The organism is Oceanobacillus sp. NCCP-135, from assembly GCF_059698015.1.
The window spans coordinates 1,608-27,924 of sequence record NZ_BAAKSZ010000035.1 but is presented as its reverse complement, the minus strand read 5'-3'; the positions used below and the strand labels follow the sequence as shown (position 1 = coordinate 27,924).

Below are 26,317 nucleotides of genomic sequence, written 5' to 3'. Positions count from 1 at the left end.
ATGCGGGAAATCTGCACGTACGGTTTGATGAGAGGTCGGAGGGCGAAATCCCTCCTCCTACTCTACTGTTTAATTTTTATCCCAAAAATCAAATACAGCTTTTTTCACGCATTAACGGGCTGTAACACCCCCACCTCCAAGCGTGAGAAATCCTAGACGCGCAGGTGGGGGAGGGCCTTGTGTCATACCCTTGCGGTATAAACAGCCCGTAAATTTCCTGATTCTGTTCAAGGGCCTTTAGGTCATGCCATGAGTTACTAACATTCAGTGGGGGAGGAAGGGAAACCCCACTGAATGAAGTTTCACTTTATTAAGAGGAAAACAGAGGAATTGTATGATAAACACGTTATAAATTTTATACAATAAAAATTGCATAGATTTTTAAAACTTTATGAACTTATATGCCCTTTTGTTTAATAGTGGTAGTTGGTTATACTAAGAAAGTTGATGTAGAGCGAAAGTAACTATGGAGGTGTAGGGTATTGTTAGAGTTTAAAAATGTAACAAAGCGATACGATGACGGAATACTAGCTGTCAATAAGTTGAATTTGAAAATTGAAAAAGGCGAATTCATTTGTTTTATTGGTCCAAGTGGGTGTGGCAAGACAACAACAATGAAAATGGTGAACCGACTGATAGATATTACAGAGGGGAACATTCTTGTTGATGGTAAAGATATTAAAGATCAGAATCCGGTTGAGCTGCGCCGTTCCATTGGGTATGTGATCCAGCAAATTGGTTTGATGCCACATATGACGATCAAAGAAAACATTGCTTTGGTTGGGACATTATTAAAATGGTCAAAAGAAAAAAAGGATAAACGTGCACGTGAGCTATTGAAACTAGTAAATATGTCCGAAGACTATTTGGATAAATACCCGCATGAATTAAGTGGGGGACAGCAGCAGCGGATTGGTGTATTACGTGCTCTTGCAGCGAATCCACCATTAATATTAATGGACGAACCGTTTGGTGCACTTGACCCGATTACGAGAGATTCCCTTCAAGAGGAATTTAAAAAGTTGCAGAAGGATTTAGGGAAAACGATTGTTTTCGTTACACATGATATGGATGAAGCATTGAAGCTTGCCGATCGTGTTGTGATAATAAGGGACGGTGAAATTGTCCAGGCTGACACACCGGACGAGATTCTAAGAAATCCAGCAAATGAATTTGTGGAAGAATTCCTTGGCAAAGAACGTTTAATTCAAGGGCGCCCAGATGTCACTACCGTTGGACAGATTACTGGGGGTACTCCAATTACCGTTCAACCAGGAACTTCATTAAAGTCCGCTATTGCAACGATGCGTGATAAGAAAGTTGACTCACTGCTTGTTGTTGATGTTGACAACGTATTGCAAGGCTATATTGATATTGAAGCAATAAACCTGAATTATAAAAAAGCAAAGCTTGTTGAAGAAGTGATGGACACGGAAATCTTTACGGTTACAGAAGATAGTTTATTACGAGATACGGTGCACAAGATTCTGCGCCGTGGGGCAAAATATGTGCCTGTTGTCGATGATAAAGAGCGGCTGACAGGAATAATCACAAGAGCAGCACTGGCAAATATTTTATACGATACAATTTGGGGCGATGGTATGGAACTTGAAAATACTGTCGCTGAAGCAGAATAGGAGGTGGACGATAATGATGGAATTTCTTTCATCACATGGCAATGACCTTTTGATCAAAACGTGGGAGCATTTTTACATTTCATTGGCAGCTATTTTACTTGGTGTTATTGTAGCTGTACCGTTAGGGATATTGCTTTCAAGGGTTCCAAAATTTGCGGATCGTTTTATTAGCTTTATAGGTATATTACAAACTATCCCTAGCTTAGCGATACTTGCGTTTTTCATACCAATTTTAGGTGTAGGAAAAATACCAGCAATTGCAGCATTGTTCTTTTATTCGCTGCTTCCGATTTTGCGTAATACGTATATTGGTGTTCGCGATGTTGATTATGGTGTAGTAGAAGCAGGAAAAGGAATGGGAATGAGTAATTGGCAATCGATTTTAAAAATGGAGCTGCCATTGTCACTGCCGGTAATCATGGCTGGTATTCGCTTGTCGACTGTCTATCTGATTGGCTGGGCAACACTTGCAGCATTTATTGGCGGTGGTGGTCTTGGTGATTTTATTTTTGATGGATTGAACTTATATCAGCCATCATTAATTTTAGCGGGGACAATACCAGCGACTATTCTAGCATTGATTGCAGACAGGTCATTGGCCGTTTTAGAAAATAAATTGACTCCTGAAGGGTTAAAGGATTCATATGAAACAGCATAATTTTGGAGGTGAAAAGCAGTGAAGAAAGCTATACTTTTGCTTGTTTTGCTTGTGATGCTTACAGGCTGCTCGCTGCCGGGTCTTGCAAGCACAACAAAGGATACGATTAAGATCGGAGCACTGGGTACATCGGAATCACATATACTTGCAGAAATGCTGGCAATTATGATTGAGCGGGAAACGGATGCAGATACCGATCTTGTGACACATCTGGGGTCATCGATCGTTCAGCATCAGGGAATGATGCAAGGTGACTTGGATATCACAAGTACAAGATATACAGGAACAGATTTATCCGGTGCGCTAGGAATGGATCCGATTACTGATCCGGATAGAGCACTGGAAATCGTTGAACGTGAATTCGAGGAACGTTTTCATCAAACATGGGGACCTACGTATGGCTTTGAGAACAGCTATTCCGTAGCGGTGACGGAAGAATTTGCTGAAAAAAATAATATTGAAACCGTTTCTGATTTAGAGGCCTATGCAGAGACCCTTCGTTTTGGGGTCGATAATGCCTGGATTAATCGTAAAGGAGACGGATATGATGGATTTCAGGAGATGTATTTCTCATTTGGGGAAGTTTATCCAATGAATATCGGGCTGGTATACCAGGCAGCAGCAACTGGCAGTATGGATGTCGTGCTGGCATATTCCTCGGATGGAAGAATTCGGGAATTCAATTTGAAGGTTCTAAAGGATGATCGGCGTTTCTTCCCGCCATATGATGCATCCCCAGTTGTTGCCAATGAAACATTGAAAAAGCATCCAGAAATTAAGGACATTATGGATAGACTTTCCGGTCAAATTTCAACAGAAAAAATGCAAGAATTGAATTATAATGCAGATGTTAAATTGATCAATCCAAGAAAAGTGGCCAAACAGTTTCTTGAAAGTAATAACTACTTTTTAAATGAAGGTAAAGGGGGACAGTGAGATGGAAACATTGGAACAATTTATAACCTATGTCAGTAATAATGGTGACTATATTTGGATTCAATTTTATAGACACTTTTTAATGGCGGCATATGGCGTTTTATTTGCAGCGATTATCTCGATCCCCTTAGGAATTCTAATTGCAAAATACACAAAGCTAAGCAGCTGGGTACTTGCATTCGGTAGCATTATCCAGACCATTCCAGCCTTGGGGGCGATGGCTGTGATTATGATCGTTCTTGGACTTGGAGCAAATACGGCGATTTTTACGTTAATGCTATATTCGATTTTACCAATTACACAAAATACGTATGTTGGCATGAAAAATGTGGATAAAAATATTATTGAAGCAGGGTATGCTTCTGGGATGACTCGTTTCCAGCTTTTACGTATGGTTGAACTTCCGCTCGCAATCAGTGTCATTATGGCTGGCTTGCGGACAGCGATTGTTATCGGAATCGGGGTTGCGGCAATTGGAGCATTTGTCGGTGCTGGTGGACTCGGTGCAATTATTTTGACCGGAACGAATGCCACTGATGGAACGGCAATCATCTTGGCTGGAGCAATCCCAACCGCTTTCATGGCTATTGCTGCAGATATGATTATGGGCTGGATCGAACGGAAATTACAGCCGGTAAAATCATCGTAACCTCGTATAATATAATGGATTAGAGTCTTTGTAAGTTATTTAATTGCATGGAAAGGGCTGATGAATATGGGGGAAACCAATATAAAGGTAAAAAAAAACCTTCCCTGTCAACTGCGTGATGGCACAGTTTTACAGTCAGATGTATATCGTCCGAACGATCAAGGATTATATCCAGTATTGATGCTCCGGTTGCCATATGATAAGGAAACACCGCGTTATTATAATGAATACCTAGATGTTCCTCGGATGGTAGAGGCAGGTTATGCGGTCATTCTCCAAGATGTTCGTGGAAGGTTTGCATCTGAAGGGGAATTTTACCCATTTATTCATGAAGGGAAAGATGGTTATGATGCCGTTGAGTGGGCTGCAAAGCTTCCCTTCTCTGATGGAAGTGTCGGGTTGTTTGGTATGTCCTACCATGGCTATACACAGCTCGCTGCAGCGGTGGAAAAACCTCCTTCCCTAAAAGCAATTGCACCGGTTATGACAATGGGGGATCCATTTAAGGATACTTCAACTAAAGCAGGAGCAGTAAATGCAATAGGGAAATTTGAAACATGGGTACTGGGTTCCATCATCGAGGATCAGTTAAAGCGAAGCAACCGATTGGATAAAAGGAAATTTCAAAACTATGTAGAAAATATGCCGGAATGGTTATTCCATAAACCTGCTGATGAGTTTCAGCCGATGAAGGACCTTGATCCGAATTCCTTTTTCTTTGATATAATGCAGGACAAACTGTCACCTGAATGGAAGGAAAAAACAAGGCTTTTTGACAAGTTAGAAAATACCGGGATTCCTGCATTGTTTATGGGCGGCTGGTTTGATGCGTTATTAACATCAACATTGGAATTGTATCATGCTTATGACGGGTCAAAAATGCTTTGGATTGGTCCGTGGACACATGAAGAAATGACTGGACGTGCTGGAGAGAGATTTTTCCAACATGCAGCAGAAAATATTGGAGTCGACAAAGTAAAAGACCCAACAGAAATTCATATTAAATGGTTTGATAAATGGCTGAAAGATAAACCAATGTCGATCGAGAAACCTGTTCACTTCTATTTAATGGAGCAGAATAAATGGGAAGCCTTTGATGGCTGGCCGCATGCGAAAGCGTTCAGTGAATTATATCTCCACAGTAATGGAAATTCACAAACGCGTCACGGGGATGGCAGGCTAAGCTCTGAAGCCTTGTCGATACAATCGAAAAGCGCCTTGAAACTGGATCCAGCTCACACGATACCGATCCGAGGTGGGAATGTTCTCATCGCAGGACATGGGTCGGGTATGTTTGAAATTAGTGATATCCAAGAGCTAGAGGATGTATTAGTCTACACGAGTGAACCGCTTGAAGTGGAGAAACAGCTGCTCGGTACCGTGAAGGCAGTCATCTGGGGTGCTTCTCCATCTGAACTATTTGATATCGCCTTAAGGCTCTCAGATGTGGACAAATCGGGGCATGTCTATAACATCATCGATACGTTCCATCGGGAAAAGGTGGAAACACTTCATAAGCCATTTCAGTTAGAGCTTGAAATAGGAACAACAGCATATACGCTGAAAAAGGGACATTCTGTTCGTTTGGATATAACAGCAAGCAAAGCCCCGTTGTACGATATAAATTTAAATAATGGAACAACAACAAAAACACATGTAACTGGAAAAACTGCGATGGAGCATATTTACCAAGGAGGAAAAACACCCTCAAAGCTCATATTGCCGCTTGCTGATATCTGATATGTTGAGATTCAATCAACACCTGAGAAAAGGGGAGTTAAAATGGATAATCATATCGAAAATATTGAAGATGTTAAAGCACAATTTATTGAAAAAATATCAGATAACATGAATGCTTTCGGTGTTTCTACAACTGTTGGGCGTATTCTAGGAATCATCTATATGAACAGAAAACCAATGACATTGGATGAATTATCGGCAGAAACGGGAATGAGTAAAACGCGAATGAGTCAGGTCGTTCGGGAAATGATTGATATGAACATTGCTGAGCGCGTCTTTAAAAAAGGTGTTCGAAAAGATTTATACGCAGTTGAAGAGGACTATTACCAGACATTCATTTCCCTTTTTAACTCTACATGGCAAAAAGCGATTAATCGGAGTCGTGGCTTTGAACAACGACTTATGAAAAAAATGAATCAGTTACAAGAGAAGGAAGATTTGACCAAGAAAGATGAACAGGCTATTAATGAACTCCTCGAAGAAATTAGAGACTGGATGGATTATTATGACTGGATTCGCCGGGTAGCCGATTTTTTTGAGAGCGGAGAAATATTTAAACATGTACCTAAAAAACAGACAGGAGTGGATTACGATGAATAATAAAGTAATTTTATCATGTGCATTAACAGGAGCAGGTGACACAACAGCAAAAAGTCAGCACGTCCCCGTGACACCAAAGGAAATTGCTGATTCAGCCATCAAAGCAGCTAGAGCTGGAGCAACCATTGCACATCTTCATGTCCGTGACCCAAAAACCGGGAAATTGAGCCATGATTTGAGCCTTTACGAGGAGGTTGTGGAACGCATTCGAGAATCAAAAACAGATGTGGTCATCAATATCACTTCAGGTGGTGGCGGTGATTGGATCCCGAGTACGGACGATCCAACAAAAGGTGGTGCGGGTACAGACATCCAAACTCCCGAAGAACGCCATGAACCGATAGGCAAACTCCTACCGGAAATGTGCACCCTTGACTGTGGAAGCATTAATTTCGGTGATATGCTGTATGTCAGCCCGACTGACTGGTTAAGGAAGCAGGCGAAACTTGTACAGGAGAGCGGTGTTAAACCTGAATTGGAATGCTTTGATACTGGCCATGTTCGCTTTGCCAACCAACTGATTGATGAAGGACTGATTGAGGGGGATCCATTATTCCAGTTCTGTCTTGGTATTCCATGGGGTGCTGCTGCGGATGCTGAAACTCTTTCCTACATGAAGAGCCGGATTCCAGAAAACGCTAATTGGGCGGCATTCGGAATTGGACGCATGCAAATGCCGATAGTCGCTGAATCATTGCTACAGGGTGGAAGTGTTCGTGTTGGTTTGGAAGATAATCTCTATCTAAAAAAGGGGCAGCTGGCAACAAATGAGCAGCTTGTCGATAAAGCAGTAGGAATTGTGCAAAGCCTTGGCTCCGATATTATGACACCGCAAGAAGCACGTGAACATTTAAATTTATTAAATCCATATGGAAAGAAGGACTAATATGACAACTAAGATTCCAAACAAACATATTACCGTTGTAGGGACAGGGGTCATCGGTAATGGCTGGATTACACGATTCCTAGCAGGTGGCTTCCATGTAACAGCATCAGACCCAGATCCAACGGCCGAAGCGCGTACCCGTGAAGCGGTAAAACGTGCATGGCCATATATCGAAAAAATCGGTCTTGCAGAAGGTGCTTCAAGTGATAATCTCTTCTTTGAACAAGATCTAAAAAAGGCGCTATCCCAAGCAGAATTTGTTCAGGAGAATGTACCGGAACGTGAAGAATTAAAACGAAATGTTATTGCAACGATTGATAAATTTGCACCGAAAGAAGCAATTATTGCCTCAAGCACATCCGGTATATTGCCAAGTATATTGCAGGCAGACTGTGAAAATGCTCCGGAGCGGGTAATGGTCGCCCATCCGTTTAATCCAGTCTATCTCATGCCACTTGTTGAGCTTGTTGGTGGGAATAAAACAGAAAAAAAATATATATCAAAGGCAAAGGACTTTTACCATGCATTGAAGATGAAACCACTTGTTGTTCGTCAGGAGATTGAAGGTCATATCGCCGACCGCTTAATGGAAGCAATCTGGCGTGAATCATTGCATATCGTCAATGACGGTGTGGCAACGACAGAAGAAGTAGATGCATCCATCATTTATGGACCTGGACTTCGTTGGGCACTGATGGGACCGTTCATGACATTGCATATGGGTGGCGGCAAGGAAGGTATGCGCCACCTACTAGAACAATTTGGTCCCGCTTTGAAATTACCATGGACAAAATTGGAGGCACCAGAATTAACCGATGAACTGGCAGAAAAGGTGATTACCGGAAGTAAAGCACAGACTGGAGAAACGGAAATGGAAATGCTGGAAGACCGCCGCGATCAGTTTTTAATTGAGCTTCAGCAGCTGCTGGAAAAATACTGGCCGGGTGCAAATCTCTCAGGAAGATTGTAATATCAATAATATACAAGGGGGAATGAATGTGGGTAATCCAAAAGTCATTATTCAGCATGAAGTTCCTGAGGAATGGATTGACTATAACGGCCATATGAATGATGCGGAATATATTCGTGCATTCAGCTGGGGTGTCGACCGGATGATGAATTTTATCGGAATAACCGATGAATTCCGCAAAGAAAACAATTATACGATCTACACGATGGAGAGCCATGTCTGTTATTTGGATGAAATGAAATTAGGCGAACCATTTGAAGTTCAGTTACAGTTGATTGATTACGACGAAAAACGCTTGCATGTTTTTTTTGAACTTATCGGGGAAAATGGCAAACGTGCCGCAACAAGTGAACAAATGCTAATGGGAATCGATCAGTCAAAAGGGAAGGCCGCAGTATTCCCGGAAATAATTAATAATGGTGTTGTGGAACTAGCTGAAAAACACATACCAGAAGCTACTCCCGAAGAAATTGGACGTGTTATCGGCATTAGACGGAAAAAGTAGCCAGTGTGTGAATGTGAATATTTTCAAAGCCTTTCAGTAAGCAGCTCTGTTTCGGTGGAGAAATATACGCTAACATACGAAATAGTATACTAATTAGGAGACCAAATCGCATATGTTTTGGTCTCTTGCTTTTCCTTACATATCAGTGATTACTTGATTATAACATATGATTTAGCATAAAAAATCATAAAAATATACTGATAATATCTGTTATTGTTAACGTTCTCTTTAACATGTTAATGAGAGGGAAATTTGGTGTGTTGAAACAAATGGAGAGAATGTGAAGTAATGATCTTAAACTAACTGAAAGTTTAGTGGAAGAGTCAAAAAATATCTTTGTGTAGCAAACTGCTATTTAACTGAAAAATATTACCACTATAATTCACAATTATGGGAATTTATTCTTGTGTTAAAAATAGAGAGACATTAACATAGAGAAGAAGTTTTCTATCACTATTTTTGATAAAATTAAACGAATAATATAAAAGAAGGAAGATTAAATAGCTAGAATTTATACATGACTGGCACCCGAAGTGTCAAAGTTGTGGTAGAGCATATAGTGGATTTCACTTAACAACAGTATGTTCTGAATGTGCGACATCAAATGATAAATGGAGAGTTTAAATTATATTCTTTTTACTGCCATATCAGGATATATTCTATACGGAGGGAGAGAACAATGTGGAAGTAGTATATTTTGCAGGTGGATGTTTATGGGGAGTACAAGCTTTTATAAAAACTTTACCTGGAGTTAAGTTTACAGAAGCGGGAAGAGCTAATGGAATAAGAAATACACTTGAGGGTGATTATGATGGGTATGCCGAATGTGTCAAAACAGGGTTTGATCCGACAGTTGTAACAATCAGGGAATTAATGGCATATTTATTTGAAATTATTGATCCATACAGTTTGAATAAACAAGGACAGGATGTTGGCGAGAAATACAGAACAGGAGTATATAGTGAAAAGCGTGAACACTTAAAAGAAGCGGAGGAGTTTCTTAGTGTGAGATATGATTATGACCTTATAGTTGTTGAAGTATTACCTCTTACAAACTATGTGAGAAGTGCAGAAGAACATCAAGATAGGTTAGCTAGATTTCCGAATGATTATTGTCATATTCCAGATGAAATATTAAGTAAATATAAGTAAGGAAGAATATTAAAAGATGGTGTAACTACTCAGCACCCACAAAGAAACTTTTTAAAAAAAAGCGGGAAAGCCAGTGGCGGACAAAAGGGACATAAAGGAAACTTTCTGGAGATGAAAGATGATCCCGATCGCATCGTCACCCACTCAGTGTCCACAAGTCAAGCATGCGGATACAATTTGGAAAATGTACCTTCTGATACGTACAAACGACGCCAAATTTATGAATTGCTAGCAAAAATGGAAGTGACGGAGCATCAGGCAGCATCTACACAATGCCCACATTGCCACCATAAAAATGAGGCGTCATTCCCAGAAGAAGTACCTTATTCTGTCCAGTATGGATCAAACTTTAAATCTTTTGCCAGTTACTTGAGCGTCTATCAGTTGATTCCTTCTGCCCGGATTAGCGAACTACTAAAAGATCTAACAGGGCAGGAATTAGTGAAGGAACACTTTACAACACCAACAAAAAATGATATGAGCAGTTGCTTCCCTATGAGGAAGAAGTGAAACAGAAACTGATTCATTCTCCTGTCGTTCACTTTGATGAATCCGGGACACGTATAAAAGGGAAAAACCACTGGCTTCACACCGCTGGGACTGATCAGATGACCCATTACACGATGGATCTCAAACGCGGGAAAGACGGGATGGATGAAGCAGGGATTCCCCCAGAATATCAAAACATCGCTGTACATGATGGGTGGCGTGCTTACTATCGATATGAAGACTGCCAACATGCGCTTTGTAACGTCCACCATGAACGAGAATTACTGGCAATCATGGAACAGGGTGGACAGGATTGGGCAAAGGACATGCTGAATCTATTGTATGAAATCAAGTCCGCTGTTGAAGCAAAGGTTGACAAAACTATAGATTGTTTGGATCCAGAACAATTATCCCGGTTCGAGGCAAGATATGATGCCATTATTCAACAGGGGTTAACGGTGAATCCAACTCCACCTCCTCCAAAAGAAAAGAAAAAGGGGAGAAGGAAGCAAAGCAAGGAAAAAAATCTGTTGGACCGTCTGGATAAGTACCGTGATCATGTGCTGCTTTTCATGCATGATTTCCGGGTTCCGTTCACCAATAACAGGGCTGAACAGGATGTGCGGATGATCAAAGTTCAACAAAAAGTATCCGGCGGGTTTCGCAGAATCAGCGGATATGTATCTACCCTAAAGAAACAGGGGAAGCCAGTGATGGAAAACCTTCAGGATGCCTTTAAAGGAATCCCATTTGTTCCAAAATAGACATATGGATAATTTAATATGACTCAAATACAGGGGTGATATGCCCCTTATTTGGGTTGCATTTTTTTAGCGGTGTTTCGATCCTCTGAGTAGTAACGAAGTTTTTTTCTATGACATACATTCTATGACATACATGTAAATTGCCTTCTTGTTACCATGATAACGGTACGTTCTACCAACTTTTTCATATCCTCCACTTTCTCCGACATAGATCCAGTTTGCTGTTTGGTAACTGGTTCCGGTGTACCGCTGCCTGTCGACAAGTTGACCAAGGTAATGGTAATCCTGGACTAGCTGATTCCACATAGATTCATGCTCACCTCGGCTTACTTGTTCTATTCTATGTTTAAAGATGATTTCACCCGGTAAAGCACTGCGACAATTGGGTATCATCTGTATTATAGAAATTTGCATTTGATTTCATTGTAAGTTCCTTTGTCATTTTTGAGGACACGAAAACATGACGAACTTATCGCTATTCGTCATCCGAATCCTCTACTATTAGTGTAACGCATCTGAGAGAGGTTGTTTAGTTTTTTAGAAAGTAACTCTGTAGCGAGAACAATGCTTCCTGTAAAATATCCTCGGTGGATGGGAATGGTCTTCCGTTTGATGGTTTACAACTGTGACAAGTACTAAGGGATTAAACCCTAGTTTTGATTTAACCCAACTTTTGGTTTGAAAGCCTGGAAATTCCTTCATACTAGAATCTTCAATTTTTATTTTAAAAGACTTCTATTTTATAAGAGTTTATGATATTCTTTATATTGCAATTGTTAACCTATTTTTTTTCAGGTAAACAATATATAGAGAAGAGGTGACAATTATGGCAAAAAAAAATTGGCAAGCACTTAGTATTACTACATCCAGCGTGTTTGTAGCAATGACTGCAATCGGTGCAAATATCACATCAATTGCTCCATTTATGATTGTTGGTGGTGTGCCGATTACGTTGCAGACATTTTTTGCAGTGTTGGCGGGTATCGTACTGGGAAGCAGACTTGGAGCATTTTCTATGTTTGTTTACATGATACTCGGGCTTGTAGGTGCGCCTATATTTGCACAGTTCAAAGGTGGGGCTGCGGTTATCTTTTCGCCGACATTTGGTTTCATTTTGTCTTTTATTCTGGTAGCTTATGTTGCGGGAAAACTGGTTGAAAAGAAGCGGAGCCTACCAATGTACATAACTGCGGCACTGATTGGTATGGCAATTAATTATGTTTTTGGGACTAACTGGATGTATGCGGCATATCTTTTCTGGTTTGATGCGCCGGATGGATTGACATATGGACTGGTGTGGGCATGGATGATGGTGCCATTACCGAAAGATATTATTCTTTCAATTAGTGCAGGATTATTCGCATACAGACTCCGAAAATCAGGTATCGGGGTTCAACGTTTTCAAAAAGAGAATGCAGCGTAAATTTCGTGGAGGAGATGCATATATGGAATACAGTAAACTTGCAAAAGGTGTTTTGGATGGATATGAACTGACGGATGAGGAAGCAATGGGCATATTGAAAAGCCCTAACGAGGATATTTTGCAATTGTTAAACGGTGCATATCAGATTCGTAAACATTATTATGGAAACAAAGTGAAACTGAATATGATTATTAATACAAAATCTGGAAATTGCTCAGAAAACTGTGGATATTGCGCACAGTCGAGAGACTCTAGTACACCAATTGAAAAGTATCGGATGCTGGACAAGAATTCGATTATAAAAGGTGCTGAGAAAGCACAGCAGATGCACTCTGGTACCTACTGTATTGTGGCGAGCGGCAGGGGTCCGACTGATCGGGAATTGAATCATATAGCTGAGGCAGTCGAAGAAATCAAATCAAAATACGATCTGAAAATCTGTGCCTGTCTTGGTATATTGAAACCCGGTCAGGCTGATAAGCTAAAACAGGCTGGTGTCAGCCGCTACAATCATAATATCAATACTTCAGAAAATCATCATGATGCGATTACGACAAGTCATACGTATCAGGATCGGGTTAGGACTGTAAATCAAGCAAAGCGAGCAGGTATGTCACCATGTTCAGGTGTTATTGTAGGAATGAAGGAAACAGAGGAAGACGTTGTGCAAATGGCCAAGGCATTAAAAGAGCTGGATGTAGATTCTATACCGGTAAATTTTCTGCATGCGATTGACGGAACCATGCTAGAAGGAACTAACGAACTAAATCCGATATATTGTTTGAAAGTGCTTGCCATGTTTCGTTATGTTAATCCGACAAAAGAGATACGTATTTCTGGTGGTAGAGAGGTTAATTTAAAAAGTCTTCAGCCACTTGGATTGTATGCAGCTAACTCAATTTTTATCGGTAATTATTTGACAACCCTCGGCCGGGAAGATACGGAAGACCACCAAATGCTGCACGATCTTGGCTTTGAGTCGGACTTTATATATGATGAAGCGAATGTTTGAGTTGAACTGTCCAAAAAATATTATGTATCACGTCTTGTGTTGCAGGGGATTAGAGTATGCTTAAGTATAAGGGCTTTGAGCAGGACTTCAGCCTGAAAAGTGACTTTAGTCGCCGACATTTATTTCTAAATCTATCTGCTAGCAGATTATTGTTTAAACGGAATAGGTCGATTTGCGAACAAAGGAAGAACAGATGTAAATTCGCTAACGATCCGGGATATAGCTAAAACGGTTTACTTACCGAATATCGTTATGAAAGTAATGAGGATTTCCCTAAATTCAGGATAGGAAATATCAAATTGTTTTTCATAGTCGCACCATGGGTAGGATATAAGCAGAGTGGTATCTGCAGAAGCCTTGGGACATATGGATTGGATGAATACCAAGAGACAAAACAAATCAATATCAGTTTGGATCCAAAACCGATTCAAAGGTTTAAATAATAGAATAAACGGTGTGTATAGAGTAAAAAGCTACATCGAGGATTTTCTAAATGGAGCTTCCCAGTAGTTGTGAAAACTTTTTTGGGAAGCTTTTTTTACTTATTTAGTGATGTTTGAGGTAATTGTTGTTGACCCTCTCAATCACCTAAACCCCAAAATCCCTTTATTAATCACATTAATAATAATCTCAGCCATTTCCTTTGGTGATTTATCCATGCCGTTGTTCAACCACACTTTCATCACTTGAATACTTCCGCTTACGATAAAAGAGCTCAAGTACTTGGTAATGTCCTGATCGAGTGGCTTTAACTCCATCAAATTTTTCATAATGAAGCGATGTGCGACAATTACCACTTTCTTCTCGAAGGAGGAATTTGCATTTTCGTTGAGAAGCGTTTGGCATTCGTCCTGCTTGGAAGCAAAGTATTTAATCAATCTTTCTGTCATTTGTAAGGCTTCATCTTCTTTCTCAACATCGTACGTACTTAGGTACCTAATCATTTCTTCGATCAGCTCTTCTTCTATTTGTTCAAACAGGTCAAATTGATCGGCGTAATGGGCATAGAATGTCGAGCGATTGATATCGGCCAGTTCACATATTTCTTTAACCGTAATTGTTGAAATTTGTTTTTTCTTCAACAAATTCATTAGGCTATCTTTTAAAACCATCCGGGTATATTTTTTTCGTCGATCCAATTTATCAGAAGTCAAAGGAATCCCTCCTAAAAATTTCACATTTTCCAACAGAATAAAAAAATATGTTGGGAAACATACGTATTTTGCGAAACTGATTGTTGTAAAAGCAACAGCGTGTTTTATATAATGATATAGTGGAATTTTTGATATGTCTAGCTTCAGCGTTCAGCGACTAGTGGACTTCCTCTAACTCCTGCGAAGGAATGTTCGACTAAGACCATCACATCACGTGGCAAAGTCGAACCACCCCACGTCCTGTGGGGCACAGTCCATACGCCGCTACACGGATGCTTACGCTATTAAACTAGCAAGAGAGGGTGAATTGTTATAGGCATTGCAACACGAATCATAAAACGTAAAAAGCCCATCGTTATTGCTTTTTTAATTATTGCAGTAATCAGCGCCGTTGTTCAGTTTACCGTTTCTGTTAACTACAATATGGTAGATTATTTGCCGGAAGATGCTCCGTCTACGAAAGCAATGGATGTCATGGATCAGGAGTTTGATGGTTCTGTTCCGAATACTAGTGTCATGATAAATGACGTTACCATACAGGAGGCACTTGAATATAAAGATCAGCTTGCCTCCATCGATGGCGTGTCAGACGTTACCTGGTTAGATGATGCCGTCGATATAAAAACTCCGATCGAAATGGTTGATCAGGATACAGTGGAAACTTATTACAAAGATAAAAATGCACTATTTTCCTTCAGTATTCGTGAAGGAGATGAAGTGGCGACTACGGATGCCATTTATGAGCTGATTGGTAAAGAAAATGCCATGGCAGGGGAAGCGCTAAACACGGCGACGCAACAAAAGATGGCTTTTACCGAAACCATGTATGCTGCTGCATTATTGATACCGATTATCATCATCATTTTGGTTCTGTCCACCAGTTCTTGGATTGAACCGGTATTCTTCCTGACGGCTATTGGTGTTTCGGTATTGATTAATTTAGGAACGAATATTTTTCTCGGTGAAATATCCTTTGTTACGCAGTCGGTCGCACCGATTCTGCAGCTTGCGGTTTCACTGGATTATGCTATTTTTCTGCTTCATAGTTTTTCAGATTACCGGCAGAAGGTAGCAGATCCTAAGGAAGCAATGCAGCTTGCGATGAAGCGATCATTCCCTGCGATTGCAGCAAGTGCGTCAACCACCTTCTTTGGTTTTATTGCACTGACATTTATGAATTTTGAGATTGGTTCCGATTTAGGAGTCAACCTGGTAAAAGGAATTCTATTAAGCTTTATTAGTGTCATGGTTTTCCTGCCTGCGCTGACAATTATGTTTTATAAATGGATTGATAAAACCCAGCATAAGCCCCTGTTGCCAAGCATTAAAAATATCGGAAATGGTGTTATGAAACTTAAAATACCTAGTTTAATCCTAGTATTTATTCTCCTTGTACCGGCATTTTTAGCTCAAGGTCAAACTAATTTCATTTATGGGATCGGTGAACAACCAGAATCAACCCGGGCTGGCAGTGATGTAATAAAGATTGAAGAAGAATTTGGGAAAAATACCTCTATGGTACTGCTTGTTCCAAAAGGGGATGTAGCGAAAGAAGAAGAATTAGTGGAAGACTTAGAAAACACGGAACATGTAAAAAGTGTTCTATCCTATGTCAACACAGTTAGTGCAGCAATCCCTCCTGAGTATCTGGATGAATCCGTGACGGAACAGTTTTATTCCGAAAATTACAGCCGGATCATTCTACAGACAAACACCGACACGGAAGGGGATACGGCATTTGGCTTAATTGAAGAAGTCGAGCAAACAGCTGAAGGTTATTATGGAGATGATTACTATTCACTAGGGGAAAGCGTGACACTGAAGACAATAAAAAATGTTGTGCAAAAGGATAATATAGTTGTTAATTTACTAACCGTTATCACCATTGCCATTGTTTTGTTGGTTGCGTTTAAATCCATTTCTTTTCCCGTAGTTCTTCTGCTGACGATTCAGTCGGCTGTTTGGATTAATTTATCAATTCCATACTTTACTGATTCTTCTCTGGTCTTTGTAGGATACCTGATCGTCAGTACAGTACAGCTAGCTGCGACGGTTGATTATGGTATTTTGCTGACCGAAGCATTTAAAGAGAATCGAAAAGAAATGCCAGCACTACAAGCAATTAAGAAAACCATCGATGAGAAGATTTTCTCGATTGCGATTTCTGCTTCCATTTTATCTAGTGTCGGGTTTATTCTATGGCTTACTTCGTCCAACCCCGTCGTTTCGTCCATAGGATTATTACTGGGACGTGGAGCATTACTTGCCTTTATTATGGTTGTGTTATTCCTACCAGCCGTTCTGTTGGTATTTGATAAATTGATAGAAAAAACAACATGGAAAGCAAATTATTATAAAAGGGAGAAATGATGATGAGAAGAAAAATACTCCTAGTCTTGGCAGCCGTGATCCTTGTCTTGCCGTCATTTCTTGTAACTGCTTCTTCAAGTGACAGTAAGACCGAGGAAGCAAAGCTTGAGCAGGATGGAAAAGTTACCTCGAAGGATGAAGTGGTATATGCAACACTAAGTCCCACTGGTGACAGACAGGAAATTTATGTTGTGAATACGCTGGACGTTAAAAAAGAGGGTAAAGTTGTTGATTATGGCTCGTACTCCAGCCTGAAGAACTTAACCGATTTATCAGAACTGGAACAAAGTGACAATAAGGTACAATTCACAGCATCCGAGGGTAAGTTTTATTATCAAGGGAATATGGAAGATACTGCCCTACCTTGGGATATTGCTGTTTCTTATTCCTTGGATGGGAAGAAAATATCCCCGGATGAACTGGCTGGGAAAGACGGTCGCTTAAAAATTAGGATAGAAACGTCTGCCAATGAGACGGTGAATCCAGTCTTTTTTGAAAACTATCTATTGCAAATCTCGCTTACACTCGGCTCAGAAATTGCCAGTAACATCAAGGCGGAAGACGGAATGGTCGCCAATGCCGGGAAGAATGAGCAAGTGACGTTTACCGTCATGCCTGAAAATGAAGAAGAACTCTTGGTCGAAGCGGATGTAGTAGATTTTGAATTAGACGGCATTGACATCACAGGTGTTCCATCATCGATGTCCGTAGAAGCACCGGATGTAGACGAAATGACTGGTGATATGAAATCCCTGACAGGCGCCATTGCTGAAATAAACGATGGGGTGGGGGAACTAAGTAATGGTGTTTCTGAAATAAATAACGGTGTTGCGGAATTACATGACGGTTCTGTACAATACAAAAGTGGAATCGCTGATCTTGATAAGTCTTCGTCTGAACTAGTAGCTGGATCTAAAGAAATTAAAGAAGCTCTTGATATATTGAGTAAGTCTCTTGGTAATACGGAAGGGATGGATCTAAGTGGAATAGAAGGTTTAGTCGAAGGACTTACTGAAATTTCCAGTGGCTTAGGGGAAACTGCAGATGGATTAGGACTACTAAAACAGAATTATGCAGAAGCTTATGCTGCATTGGATGCAGCCATAAAAGCTATTCCTGCAGATATTACAAACGAAGAAATAGAAGCATTGAAAAACAGTGATGCAGATCAGGAAGTAGTTAGAAAACTTCTTGAAACGTATGCTGCTGCACAAACTGCAAAAGGAACTTACACTGAGGTGAAACAAGGCTTTGATGCAGTTGATGTAACATTAGAGAAAACGATTAGTGGTCTCACCGAAATGGCTAATAATTTAGACACAATTGCTGGTGGGCTTTCATCTTCGCTGGAAAACATGGATAGCATGGAAGGCTTTGCAAAGTTGCAGGAAGGGATAGCCAGTTTGTCCAGTAATTATAAAGCCTTTCACTCCGGTTTAGTAGAATATACTGGGGGAGTGAGCCAATTATCCAGCTCTTATCAGGACGTACACAATGGAATCGGAGAATTGTCTAAGGGAACTACAGAGCTAGAAAATGGTGTTGGTGAACTTCATAATGGTACAGCAGAATTGCATCAATCCACTAAAGATTTACCAGGACAAATGACGGAGGAAATCGATGAGATGATGGGCGACTATGATAAATCTGATTTTGATGCCATATCATTTGTCTCCGATAAAAACGAAAATGTTAATTCGGTACAATTTGTGTTGAAAACAGAGCGTATTAAAAATGAAGAACCAGAAACAACGGAAGAACCTGTTGAGGAAGAAAAAGGAATCTGGGATCGCTTTAAGGATTTATTTTCTTAAAGAAGTGAATGAAGGTGCTGACCCTGGTGGGGGAGGCGCCTTTTTTCATTGCTTAGCGTACTATAAAATTCAAATGTTGTGGATAACTTAGTTCCCGGAATAGAGCTACTCCTAGCTCCAACGTTATGTCCGTGAGAAGAGCTCTCATGGACAATTCGAGCATGGAATCGTGTAGTTATGTCCGTTGGAGGCGTAAAAAGTAGCGAACCCCCCGCCAAAGCGATGCTCCCCTGGTCAAAATCCAAGCACTATCCCCTACTGTTAATGAAAAGACTATGAAAAAAGTCTATCGCATATATGATTGATTATTGTATGATTAATTGTATAAATGAACAAAAGACTTTTTATTAAAAAGTGGAAATCCTAAGTGGTGAGTTAAATATTTGAATAAGCAAGGGGAGATTTAATTGATTATTTCAGATAAATTATATGGAGAATTTACAGTAGATAAAGTCTTAGAAGAATTACTATTAAGTAAGCCAGTTCAAAGGTTAAAGGGTATTCACCAAGGTGGAGCAAGTTACTTAGTTAATGAAAAATGGAATGTAACTCGATATGATCATTCAATTGGAGTAATGCTTTTCATTAAGAAACTGGGTGGTTCTGTAGAGGAGCAAATTGCAGGGGTGTTACATGATATATCACATACAGCATTTTCTCATGTTGTTGATTTTGTCTTTAATAATCAAAATGAAGACTATCATGAGGCAATTTATAATTCTGTTATCGAAAAATCTGAAATTCCGACGATTCTCAAGAAATATAATTATAGATATGAAGATATGCTGCTTGATGATTCATCGTGGACATTGCTTGAGCAGCCAGCAAATGAATTATGTGCAGATAGAGTGGATTATACATTACGAGATATGTTTGAATATGAACAGATATCATTAATTGATGTGCAGAAGTTTTTAAGTGATTTAATCGTAAGGGAAGGAAAAATATATCTTCAAAGCATTGAAATAGCTGAATGGTTTGTTAAAACGTATTATAAAGAAGTAATAGACTTCTTTATGGATCCATTAAATATATATGCGAATGATTTTTTAGCAAAAATATTAAAATTGGCATTGGACAAAAGAATCATTAACCAAGGTGACTTTCTTATGGATGATAACAGGCTTATTCATAAATTACAATCATCTAAAAATAAGGAAATACAGGATCTATTAAGCAAAATCAATCAAAACGTAAAAGTAAAGGTGGATGCGAAAAATTACGATATACACCGTATAAATAAGATGAGATTGATGGATCCTTCTATTCTATATGGGGATAAATTAGTTAGAGCATCTATTCTTTCCGAAAAAGTGTTGGAGATGAATAAAGCAGCCTATGACAAAGCGGCGAAAGGTGTGCATGTAAAGATAATCTCAAATTAAATTATTGACTACATTCTAAAAGCCTGATTCTTATATATAATATATAAGTAATGCGATTTAAGAGAATGAAGTTGTTAATTGAAACAGATAGGATAGTATCGAACAGGTCATTGATAAGCAAGTAAATAAAAATAATGAAATGGACAACAAGCAAATCTTATTGTCCGTTTTGTCGCTTCAAAAAATAATTTAGTATTCTTGATTGGCATTATTTTCATCAAAACTTCATAATGAACATATATAGTTGGATTAGAAACTAAAACGGAGGAAATGTCTCATGGTAATTGCAAGCAAATTAATACCAATCAGCATCATTGTTTTGAGTTTTATTGCTGGATTTATTTCCTTCTATATAATGAGTGATTTATCAAAGGAACAGAAGAAAAAACAGATAGAGGAATTAATTTCACAGCTTGTTAATTTCGTTATCTTTATCTGGCTAGGAAAAATCATCCTGTATTTTTCTATTTTCATAGAAGATCCATTGGCAATATTGGCCTATCCAAGTAATTCGGATTCATTTTACTTAGCGGTGTTATTTATTGCAATCGTGCTTATTTATAAGTTTTTCAGAAAACAGATGAATGTCCTTGCATTGATCGAGTCCTTTTTGCATGTATTTTTAGTAGCATCCTTTTTGTATGAATTTATTCAATTCGTCTGGAATAACAACACATACACTTTTGGATATTTGCTCCTGCTTTTTATTCTCCTGATTTTATTTTTTCTCTGTCATAGACGGATTACGGTAAGATTACTAATAATGGTGATGTTAATTGGATGGTCTCTGGGATTAATCATTTTATCGAGTATTCAGCCATTCGTAACGGTATTTGGTTATATTATGGAGGCTTGGTTTGTTGAAGTATTTTTCGTGATTAGTTTTGTAATCCTTATTTCTAATGCTAAGAGGTGATCTTTAAGTGAAGAAGGGAATTTTCATTGTAATTATTGTGGGAATGATTAGTTGGGCGGTTTATGATTTCATCGGTTCATCAGAAAATGATTCGAAATCAGGAGGGAATAATGCTTCAGACTCCACGGATGAAATTGGAATTGCCTTAGGGGATATCGCTCCTGATTTTGAATTGGAAACATCAGCAGGAGAAACGGTACGATTATCCGATTACAGAGGAAAACGTGTGCTGCTTAACTTCTGGGCTACCTGGTGTCCGCCATGCAGGGCAGAAATCCCGGATATGCAAAAACTGTATGATAATAAGGATGTTGTTATATTGGCTGTTAATATGGCGGAAGCACACGATACGGTTACTAAATTTGTACAGGAATATGAAATGACGTTCCCAGTGCCAATGGATCCAGAATCTGACGTAATGGAGACCTATCAAATTCAGGCATATCCAACGTCCTATATGATTGATTCAAATGGTCGTATCCAATTTATACGATTGGGGGCTATGAATTACGATCTTATGGTACAGGAATTGGAAAAAATGGAATAACAGTTTTTGATATCATATTTTATTATAGATGGTGAGTAATTGTGTTAATATTGGGATAATATTATTTTTATCAATATGGTCAAAGAATCAGTCTGATGGACTATTCGAGCATGGATTAGATTGGTTTTGTCGATGGGCGACGTTCTATCAGCCGCTTTGTCCTGAATTTTAAAAGAATCACTCTACTGTAGTAGGTTAAATGCGTAATACATCGTATGTGAGAAAAAAATCAAGATAAAGCCCCATCATCTTGGGTGCTTTATCCATGCATGATAAGCTTATCATTTTTTTATATCCAAAGAATATAATTTCCCTAATCCTGATAACTATCAAACATAATCCTCATATGTGCATACGATCCACCCGCACGCAATGCGGCAGTTACCATGATCGCTTCAGCTAGTTCTTCACTAGTGGCACCTTCACGCGCTGCATTTTTGGTGTGAACGTCAATGCAATAAGGACATTGCGTAGCATGTGCTACCGCTACAGCAATAATTTCTTTAAACTTAGAACTTAATTTTCCAGCTTTTGTTGCTGCAGCACTAAAGTCCTGATATCCTTTAAACCCTTCTTTGGCAAATGTATTTAATTTACCTAAATGCTTTAAGTTGGAACGTTCATAAAGGGCGTCAGATGCTCGCTCATCTGTTGCATTGTGGACATGGGTACTATGGGTGACTGCACTTCCAGCCTCTATAGCAGCCGTTACAAAGGCAGCTTCTGTCAGCTCTTCCAATGTTGCTCCAGCCTTTTTAGCGTTTTTTGTATGTGAATCAATACAGTATGGGCATTGTGTCACATGTGTAGTTGCAACTGCAACCAATTCTTTTTCCTTTCGTGTTAAGGATCCATCTTTAAATACCTTCATATTAAATTCATTAAATGCTTTCAGTTGTTCTGGTGCGTGTTCCTTTAATTGCGTCAGGAAATCATGCGTATGTTCTTTTGAATAAAAAGATGACATGTTCAAAAACTCCTTTGTAGCTTTTATTAATGATTCCGTATATTTATGGTAACACGCCAACTTATTTTTTGTAAAAATAATGCTTGTCAGGGAAAAATATTAAATAAGAGCGAATTAGCAAATACTTTAAATTAAAATAGTATAGTGAGTGAATATGTTTCTTTTTGTTTCATGCATAGATAGATAAGCTTCCTTCTGTGGAATTTGTTGCTCCATACCATTTTATATCCAACGTTTACGAGGAGGATTGGTTATATTGAAAAGGCAATTGCTCCCTTAATAGAAAACATCTATTAAGGGGCATCTCAAGAGTACCAATTAGCTTACTGTGCAGTCAATCCACCATCAACCACAAACTCAGCTCCAGTGCTATAACTGGAATCATCAGAAGCGAGATACAAAACAAGCTTTGAAACTTCCTCAGGCTTGGCAATTCGTTTATTTGGAATATATTTTGCAAATTCTTTAATAGCATCCTTGGAATCCCCTTGTGTAATCATTGGGGTCTCAATAACTCCAGGATGAACAGAATTAACACGAATACCAGAGTGTGCAAGCTCAAGTGCAGCCGCTTTTGTCATACCTCTAACAGCAAATTTCGAATCGGTATAGCCAATTGCGCCACCAACAAGACCATTGATAGAAGAGATATTTACGATGGAAGCTTTATCACTTTTTTTTATCGAAGGTAAAACTGCTTTCATGCCAAGAAATACGGATACCTGGTTAATGTCAATAATTTTTCTGTACTCCGCCTCCGTTATTTCTTCGATTGATTTATTCATACTGATACCAGCATTGTTGACTAATACATTAACTGGGCCAAACGCCTCTTCTGTTGCTGCAACAGCTTCCTGCCAATTAGCTGCTTTTGTTACGTCCAGCTTGATGAATGTTGCATTTTCTCCAAGTTCTTCGGCTAAGGCGCTTCCTTCATCTTTCAGAATATCTGCAATCATTACTTTTGCGCCTTCATTTATGAATAATCGGGCATGAGTCTCTCCCATTCCACGTGCTGCACCTGTGATTATTGCTACTTTACCATCTAATCTGTTCATCTGAACTCCTCCAATTTAAGATTTTCTGTCTTAAATACCTTTAACTAATTTCTCCTGAATCCTTAAATACTGATTGATTTCTTCTTCACTAAGCACTTCAAAAAGTTCCATAAATACATCTTGACCAATTGCCTGTGCTTCGTTCAAGGCTTTCTCACCAGTAGATGTGATTTTTAACTGAATCGTTCTCCGATCCCTTTCATCGTATAATCTTTCTGCCAGTTTTAATTTTGAAAGCTTCGTAGCAATATTTGTCATTGCGCCTTTTGTATAGCCAAGCGTTTCAGCTAATTCAACCTGTTTCCTAGGGCCATGTGATTTTAATTCAGCTAAAACAAGAATTGGCGATATTCCCAGTGGGTATTGAAATGCCTTTGTGAATCTTATAATGTTTTCATTATTCATTTGTTCGATTGCATGAATTAGTTTGAAAATATTTCGCTGTCTCAAAAAATCCTCTCCAGTAAATCGTATTATTAACGGAGCATAATGGATCCGCCGTCAACCATGATGGTCTGGCCTGTAATATAGTTTGCATCCTCTGAAGCAAGAAATACGGCTACTCGGCCAATATCCTCTTCGACATCACCAAAACGCCCGATTGGAATTTTCTTCTTCACTTCCTCATAATATTCGGGCTGTGCTTTTGCCCATTTCTCTACACCAGGTGAATTTGCGATGGGGCTTATTAAATTTACGTTAATGTCAAATCTGCCCCATTCATTTGCAGCTACGCGTGAAATCCCGCGAATAGCTTCTTTTGCTGCTGCGTATGCACCCTGCGTTTCATGACCATTCAATCCTGCACCGGATGCAAAATTAATTATATTTCCTTTCGATTCTTTTAAAAAGGGAAGTGCAGCCTTCATTAAATAGAAGGTTGGATAAAATCCAGTGCCAAATGATAAATCCAGATCTTCCTGTGTTGTTTCTTCAATCGTTGCTTGCTTAGAAGCATGTGCATTATTTACCAATACATCAAGCTTGCCGTATTTTTCAATTACTGTTGTAATAATTTGTTCCAGCTTTTCCCGATCCATTAAATCAGCTCTAAGAAACATGGACTTAGGAGAAACAGTCTGTAATTCCTTTTCCATTTCTTTTCCGGTTTCTTCGTTAACATCAACAATTGTAACAATTGCTCCCTCTTTTACCATTGCCTTAGCCATACCGCTGCCAATTCCACCGGCACCGCCTGTAATAATAACTACTTTATCTTGTAATTTTCCCAATTTCCTCATCTCCTTAAAAGTAGTTTAGTGTTAAACTATCATATTTAGTTTAACACTAAACTATATTTATGAACAGTGGAATAGGTTATGCAATTTTACGGAAAAAAATTACGTATATTTCCATTTTCACTCCTTATAATAAAGAAAAGAAGGAGGGGTATTATGGCGAAAAGAACAAAGAAAAATGATCCAGAGCAGAAGAATAAGCACGGATTTGATTCCAGCAAGCAGGATGCTGAGTTCTCAAAGGAAATTGGCAGTGCGGAGGCTAATAAAAAACATAAGGATAAAGCAAAACAAAGAAGGGCTGATAACTGGGATCTCTAGTGTAGAAGCATTCATATAATTCTTGATAGGAAATAGGCCGTTTGCTTCGAGCAAGCGGTTTACTTGCTTATAGACATTGTTGTGATAAGATTGAAAATTAGATGAATTAAATTTTCTCTACATATTATAATACGTCTAAATCGAAAGGGGATGTAAATGCTCGTATTGATTCAGGTAGTCATTCCAATATTCGCTATCATTTTTTGTGGATTTTTAGCTGGAAGACTTAATTTATTACCATTAAATGGTACATCGTCATTAAACTATTTTGTCTATTATTTTGCACTTCCGGCATTATTGTTTCACTCGCTATCAAATGCGCCTGTGGAACAGCTTGTGAATTTGGAATTTATCTTTGCTAATCTTTTGATTGTCTTGATTTGTTTTACATTGACAGTCTTCATTTTTAAATTTTTCTTTAAAAAGAAATTCCCTGCACTTAGTATGTATGGAATGATTACGACATATGGAAATCTTGGATTTTTAGGCATCCCGTTACTAGTCACCGCATTTGGACAAGAAGCTGCAGTTCCGGCTGCAATTGTAACTTTTATTTATGATTTAACGATTATTACAATGGTGGTTGTGTCATTTGAAGTGACCAGGGTCAGGAATAAGGAATATCATGAAAAGAAGAAAATTCTGCCTATGTTCGGAACGGTTGTAAAATCTGTTTTGTTAAACCCCATTAATGCTTCGTTACTAGTAGGGATTATTATTGGTGTTTCACAGATATCGGTTCCACAGCCTGTTTATGTATTTACGGATATTCTTGGTCCTGCTGCAGGGCCTGCTGCTTTATTTGCAATAGGGTTAGGATTATCAGGTCAACGAAGTATTTTGAAAAATAAACACTATCAAATATCTGAGTTTATTACCCTATTAGGTTTAAAATTATTGATTCTGCCATTGGTGTCTATTCTTATCGTATATTTCGTTTTTCCACTGGAAGATGATTTATGGGCAACTACAGTTGTCATTCTATCTGCTATGCCAACAGGTGCGATTGTCTACGTGTTTGCAGAAAAATATAATACATTGATGAAACAGGTGCCTTTATATACACTTGCAACCACATTAATCTCGATTATTAGCCTATCTATTATTCTAGTTGTAATGGCAATTT

The 26,317-nt window shown here is 38.9% G+C and carries 27 protein-coding genes; 21 read left to right on the top strand and 6 right to left on the bottom strand.

The genetic code is table 11. From position 1 onward, the window contains the following. Positions 1-482 precede the first annotated feature (482 nt). From AC6HVZ_RS17405 to AC6HVZ_RS17350, 12 genes are all read left to right on the top strand, one after another. A complete protein-coding gene (locus AC6HVZ_RS17405) occupies positions 483-1,637 on the top strand; it encodes a betaine/proline/choline family ABC transporter ATP-binding protein (protein WP_497559399.1) in 1,155 nt (384 codons plus the stop codon). 13 nt (positions 1,638-1,650) lie between these two features. After that, entirely contained in the window at positions 1,651-2,295 is a 645-nt protein-coding gene (locus tag AC6HVZ_RS17400; RefSeq protein ID WP_497559398.1) for an ABC transporter permease, read from the top strand. A gap of 54 nt (positions 2,296-2,349) precedes the next feature. Next, complete coding sequence (locus AC6HVZ_RS17395; protein ID WP_497559401.1) at positions 2,350-3,231, top strand: osmoprotectant ABC transporter substrate-binding protein; 882 nt, start codon at positions 2,350-2,352, stop codon at positions 3,229-3,231. 1 nt (position 3,232) lies between these two features. Then, entirely contained in the window at positions 3,233-3,880 is a 648-nt protein-coding gene (locus tag AC6HVZ_RS17390) for an ABC transporter permease (RefSeq protein ID WP_497559397.1), read from the top strand. A gap of 66 nt (positions 3,881-3,946) precedes the next feature. Beyond that, the gene (locus tag AC6HVZ_RS17385) at positions 3,947-5,620 is read left to right on the top strand and encodes a CocE/NonD family hydrolase (protein WP_497559396.1); all 1,674 of its coding nucleotides are present in this window, start codon (positions 3,947-3,949) and stop codon (positions 5,618-5,620) included. 42 nt (positions 5,621-5,662) lie between these two features. Continuing rightward, on the top strand, positions 5,663-6,220 hold the full coding sequence (locus AC6HVZ_RS17380) for a GbsR/MarR family transcriptional regulator (RefSeq protein ID WP_497559395.1): 558 nt from the start codon (positions 5,663-5,665) through the stop codon (positions 6,218-6,220). Further along, positions 6,213-7,106: a beta-keto acid cleavage family enzyme gene (locus AC6HVZ_RS17375; RefSeq protein WP_497559400.1), complete on the top strand. Its 894-nt coding sequence runs from the start codon at positions 6,213-6,215 to the stop codon at positions 7,104-7,106. The genes AC6HVZ_RS17380 and AC6HVZ_RS17375 overlap by 8 nt, the downstream gene beginning before the upstream one ends. Position 7,107: 1 nt before the next feature. Beyond that, on the top strand, positions 7,108-8,076 hold the full coding sequence (locus AC6HVZ_RS17370) for a 3-hydroxyacyl-CoA dehydrogenase NAD-binding domain-containing protein (protein ID WP_497559394.1): 969 nt from the start codon (positions 7,108-7,110) through the stop codon (positions 8,074-8,076). Between the two features lie 28 nt (positions 8,077-8,104). Then, positions 8,105-8,581 (top strand): thioesterase family protein, encoded by a 477-nt coding sequence (locus AC6HVZ_RS17365; protein WP_497559393.1) that lies wholly within the window; start codon positions 8,105-8,107, stop codon positions 8,579-8,581. 681 nt (positions 8,582-9,262) lie between these two features. Then, the gene (locus AC6HVZ_RS17360) at positions 9,263-9,733 is read left to right on the top strand and encodes a peptide-methionine (S)-S-oxide reductase (protein ID WP_497559392.1); all 471 of its coding nucleotides are present in this window, start codon (positions 9,263-9,265) and stop codon (positions 9,731-9,733) included. 111 nt (positions 9,734-9,844) lie between these two features. Next, entirely contained in the window at positions 9,845-10,243 is a 399-nt protein-coding gene (locus tag AC6HVZ_RS17355; protein ID WP_497559391.1) for a hypothetical protein, read from the top strand. Further along, the gene (locus tag AC6HVZ_RS17350) at positions 10,240-10,986 is read left to right on the top strand and encodes an IS66 family transposase (RefSeq protein ID WP_497559390.1); all 747 of its coding nucleotides are present in this window, start codon (positions 10,240-10,242) and stop codon (positions 10,984-10,986) included. Before AC6HVZ_RS17355 ends, AC6HVZ_RS17350 begins: the two co-directional genes overlap by 4 nt. 108 nt (positions 10,987-11,094) lie before the next feature. Here the strand turns inward: AC6HVZ_RS17350 and AC6HVZ_RS17345 are convergent, their stop codons facing one another. After that, positions 11,095-11,292, bottom strand: coding sequence for a hypothetical protein (locus AC6HVZ_RS17345; RefSeq protein ID WP_497559389.1), 198 nt, complete (start codon positions 11,290-11,292; stop codon positions 11,095-11,097). 520 nt (positions 11,293-11,812) lie between these two features. Here AC6HVZ_RS17345 and AC6HVZ_RS17340 point away from each other — a divergent pair. Both AC6HVZ_RS17340 and bioB read left to right on the top strand, forming a co-directional pair. Further along, complete coding sequence (locus AC6HVZ_RS17340) at positions 11,813-12,409, top strand: biotin transporter BioY (protein WP_497559388.1); 597 nt, start codon at positions 11,813-11,815, stop codon at positions 12,407-12,409. 22 nt (positions 12,410-12,431) lie between these two features. Continuing rightward, positions 12,432-13,421 (top strand): biotin synthase BioB, encoded by a 990-nt coding sequence (bioB, locus tag AC6HVZ_RS17335; RefSeq protein ID WP_497559387.1) that lies wholly within the window; start codon positions 12,432-12,434, stop codon positions 13,419-13,421. A gap of 584 nt (positions 13,422-14,005) precedes the next feature. Here the strand turns inward: bioB and AC6HVZ_RS17330 are convergent. After that, on the bottom strand, positions 14,006-14,575 hold the full coding sequence (locus tag AC6HVZ_RS17330) for a TetR/AcrR family transcriptional regulator (RefSeq protein ID WP_497559386.1): 570 nt from the start codon (positions 14,573-14,575) through the stop codon (positions 14,006-14,008). 423 nt (positions 14,576-14,998) lie between these two features. On the opposite strand from AC6HVZ_RS17330, the gene AC6HVZ_RS17325 reads away from it, so the two are divergent. The 5 genes from AC6HVZ_RS17325 (at position 14,999) to AC6HVZ_RS17305 (ending at position 21,607) form a co-directional block, all read left to right on the top strand. Beyond that, positions 14,999-16,945, top strand: a complete 1,947-nt coding sequence (locus AC6HVZ_RS17325) for an efflux RND transporter permease subunit (RefSeq protein ID WP_497559385.1) — start codon at positions 14,999-15,001, stop codon at positions 16,943-16,945. Between the two features lie 2 nt (positions 16,946-16,947). Further along, complete coding sequence (locus AC6HVZ_RS17320) at positions 16,948-18,759, top strand: YhgE/Pip domain-containing protein (protein WP_497559384.1); 1,812 nt, start codon at positions 16,948-16,950, stop codon at positions 18,757-18,759. Between the two features lie 407 nt (positions 18,760-19,166). Continuing rightward, complete coding sequence (locus tag AC6HVZ_RS17315) at positions 19,167-20,144, top strand: HD domain-containing protein (protein ID WP_497559383.1); 978 nt, start codon at positions 19,167-19,169, stop codon at positions 20,142-20,144. Between the two features lie 277 nt (positions 20,145-20,421). Further along, the gene (locus tag AC6HVZ_RS17310; protein ID WP_497559382.1) at positions 20,422-21,060 is read left to right on the top strand and encodes a hypothetical protein; all 639 of its coding nucleotides are present in this window, start codon (positions 20,422-20,424) and stop codon (positions 21,058-21,060) included. Positions 21,061-21,067: 7 nt separating this feature from the next. Next, positions 21,068-21,607 carry a peroxiredoxin family protein gene (locus AC6HVZ_RS17305; RefSeq protein ID WP_497559381.1) on the top strand — a complete coding sequence of 180 codons (540 nt, stop codon included), beginning with the start codon at positions 21,068-21,070 and terminating at the stop codon, positions 21,605-21,607. Positions 21,608-21,920: 313 nt separating this feature from the next. On the opposite strand, the gene AC6HVZ_RS17300 is transcribed toward AC6HVZ_RS17305, so the two are convergent. From AC6HVZ_RS17300 to AC6HVZ_RS17285, 4 genes are all read right to left on the bottom strand, one after another. Next, positions 21,921-22,574, bottom strand: a complete 654-nt coding sequence (locus AC6HVZ_RS17300; protein WP_497559380.1) for a carboxymuconolactone decarboxylase family protein — start codon at positions 22,572-22,574, stop codon at positions 21,921-21,923. A 323-nt stretch (positions 22,575-22,897) separates the two neighbouring features. Further along, a complete protein-coding gene (locus AC6HVZ_RS17295; protein WP_497559379.1) occupies positions 22,898-23,632 on the bottom strand; it encodes a glucose 1-dehydrogenase in 735 nt (244 codons plus the stop codon). A 30-nt stretch (positions 23,633-23,662) separates the two neighbouring features. Then, positions 23,663-24,082, bottom strand: coding sequence for a MarR family winged helix-turn-helix transcriptional regulator (locus AC6HVZ_RS17290; RefSeq protein ID WP_497559378.1), 420 nt, complete (start codon positions 24,080-24,082; stop codon positions 23,663-23,665). A 26-nt stretch (positions 24,083-24,108) separates the two neighbouring features. After that, the gene (locus AC6HVZ_RS17285) at positions 24,109-24,864 is read right to left on the bottom strand and encodes an SDR family NAD(P)-dependent oxidoreductase (protein WP_497559377.1); all 756 of its coding nucleotides are present in this window, start codon (positions 24,862-24,864) and stop codon (positions 24,109-24,111) included. 162 nt (positions 24,865-25,026) lie between these two features. On the opposite strand from AC6HVZ_RS17285, the gene AC6HVZ_RS17280 reads away from it, so the two are divergent. Beyond that, the gene (locus AC6HVZ_RS17280; protein ID WP_497559376.1) at positions 25,027-25,191 is read left to right on the top strand and encodes a hypothetical protein; all 165 of its coding nucleotides are present in this window, start codon (positions 25,027-25,029) and stop codon (positions 25,189-25,191) included. A gap of 156 nt (positions 25,192-25,347) precedes the next feature. Then, positions 25,348-26,317: AEC family transporter (locus AC6HVZ_RS17275; protein WP_497559375.1), on the top strand; the 970-nt coding region annotated here is incomplete at its 3' end.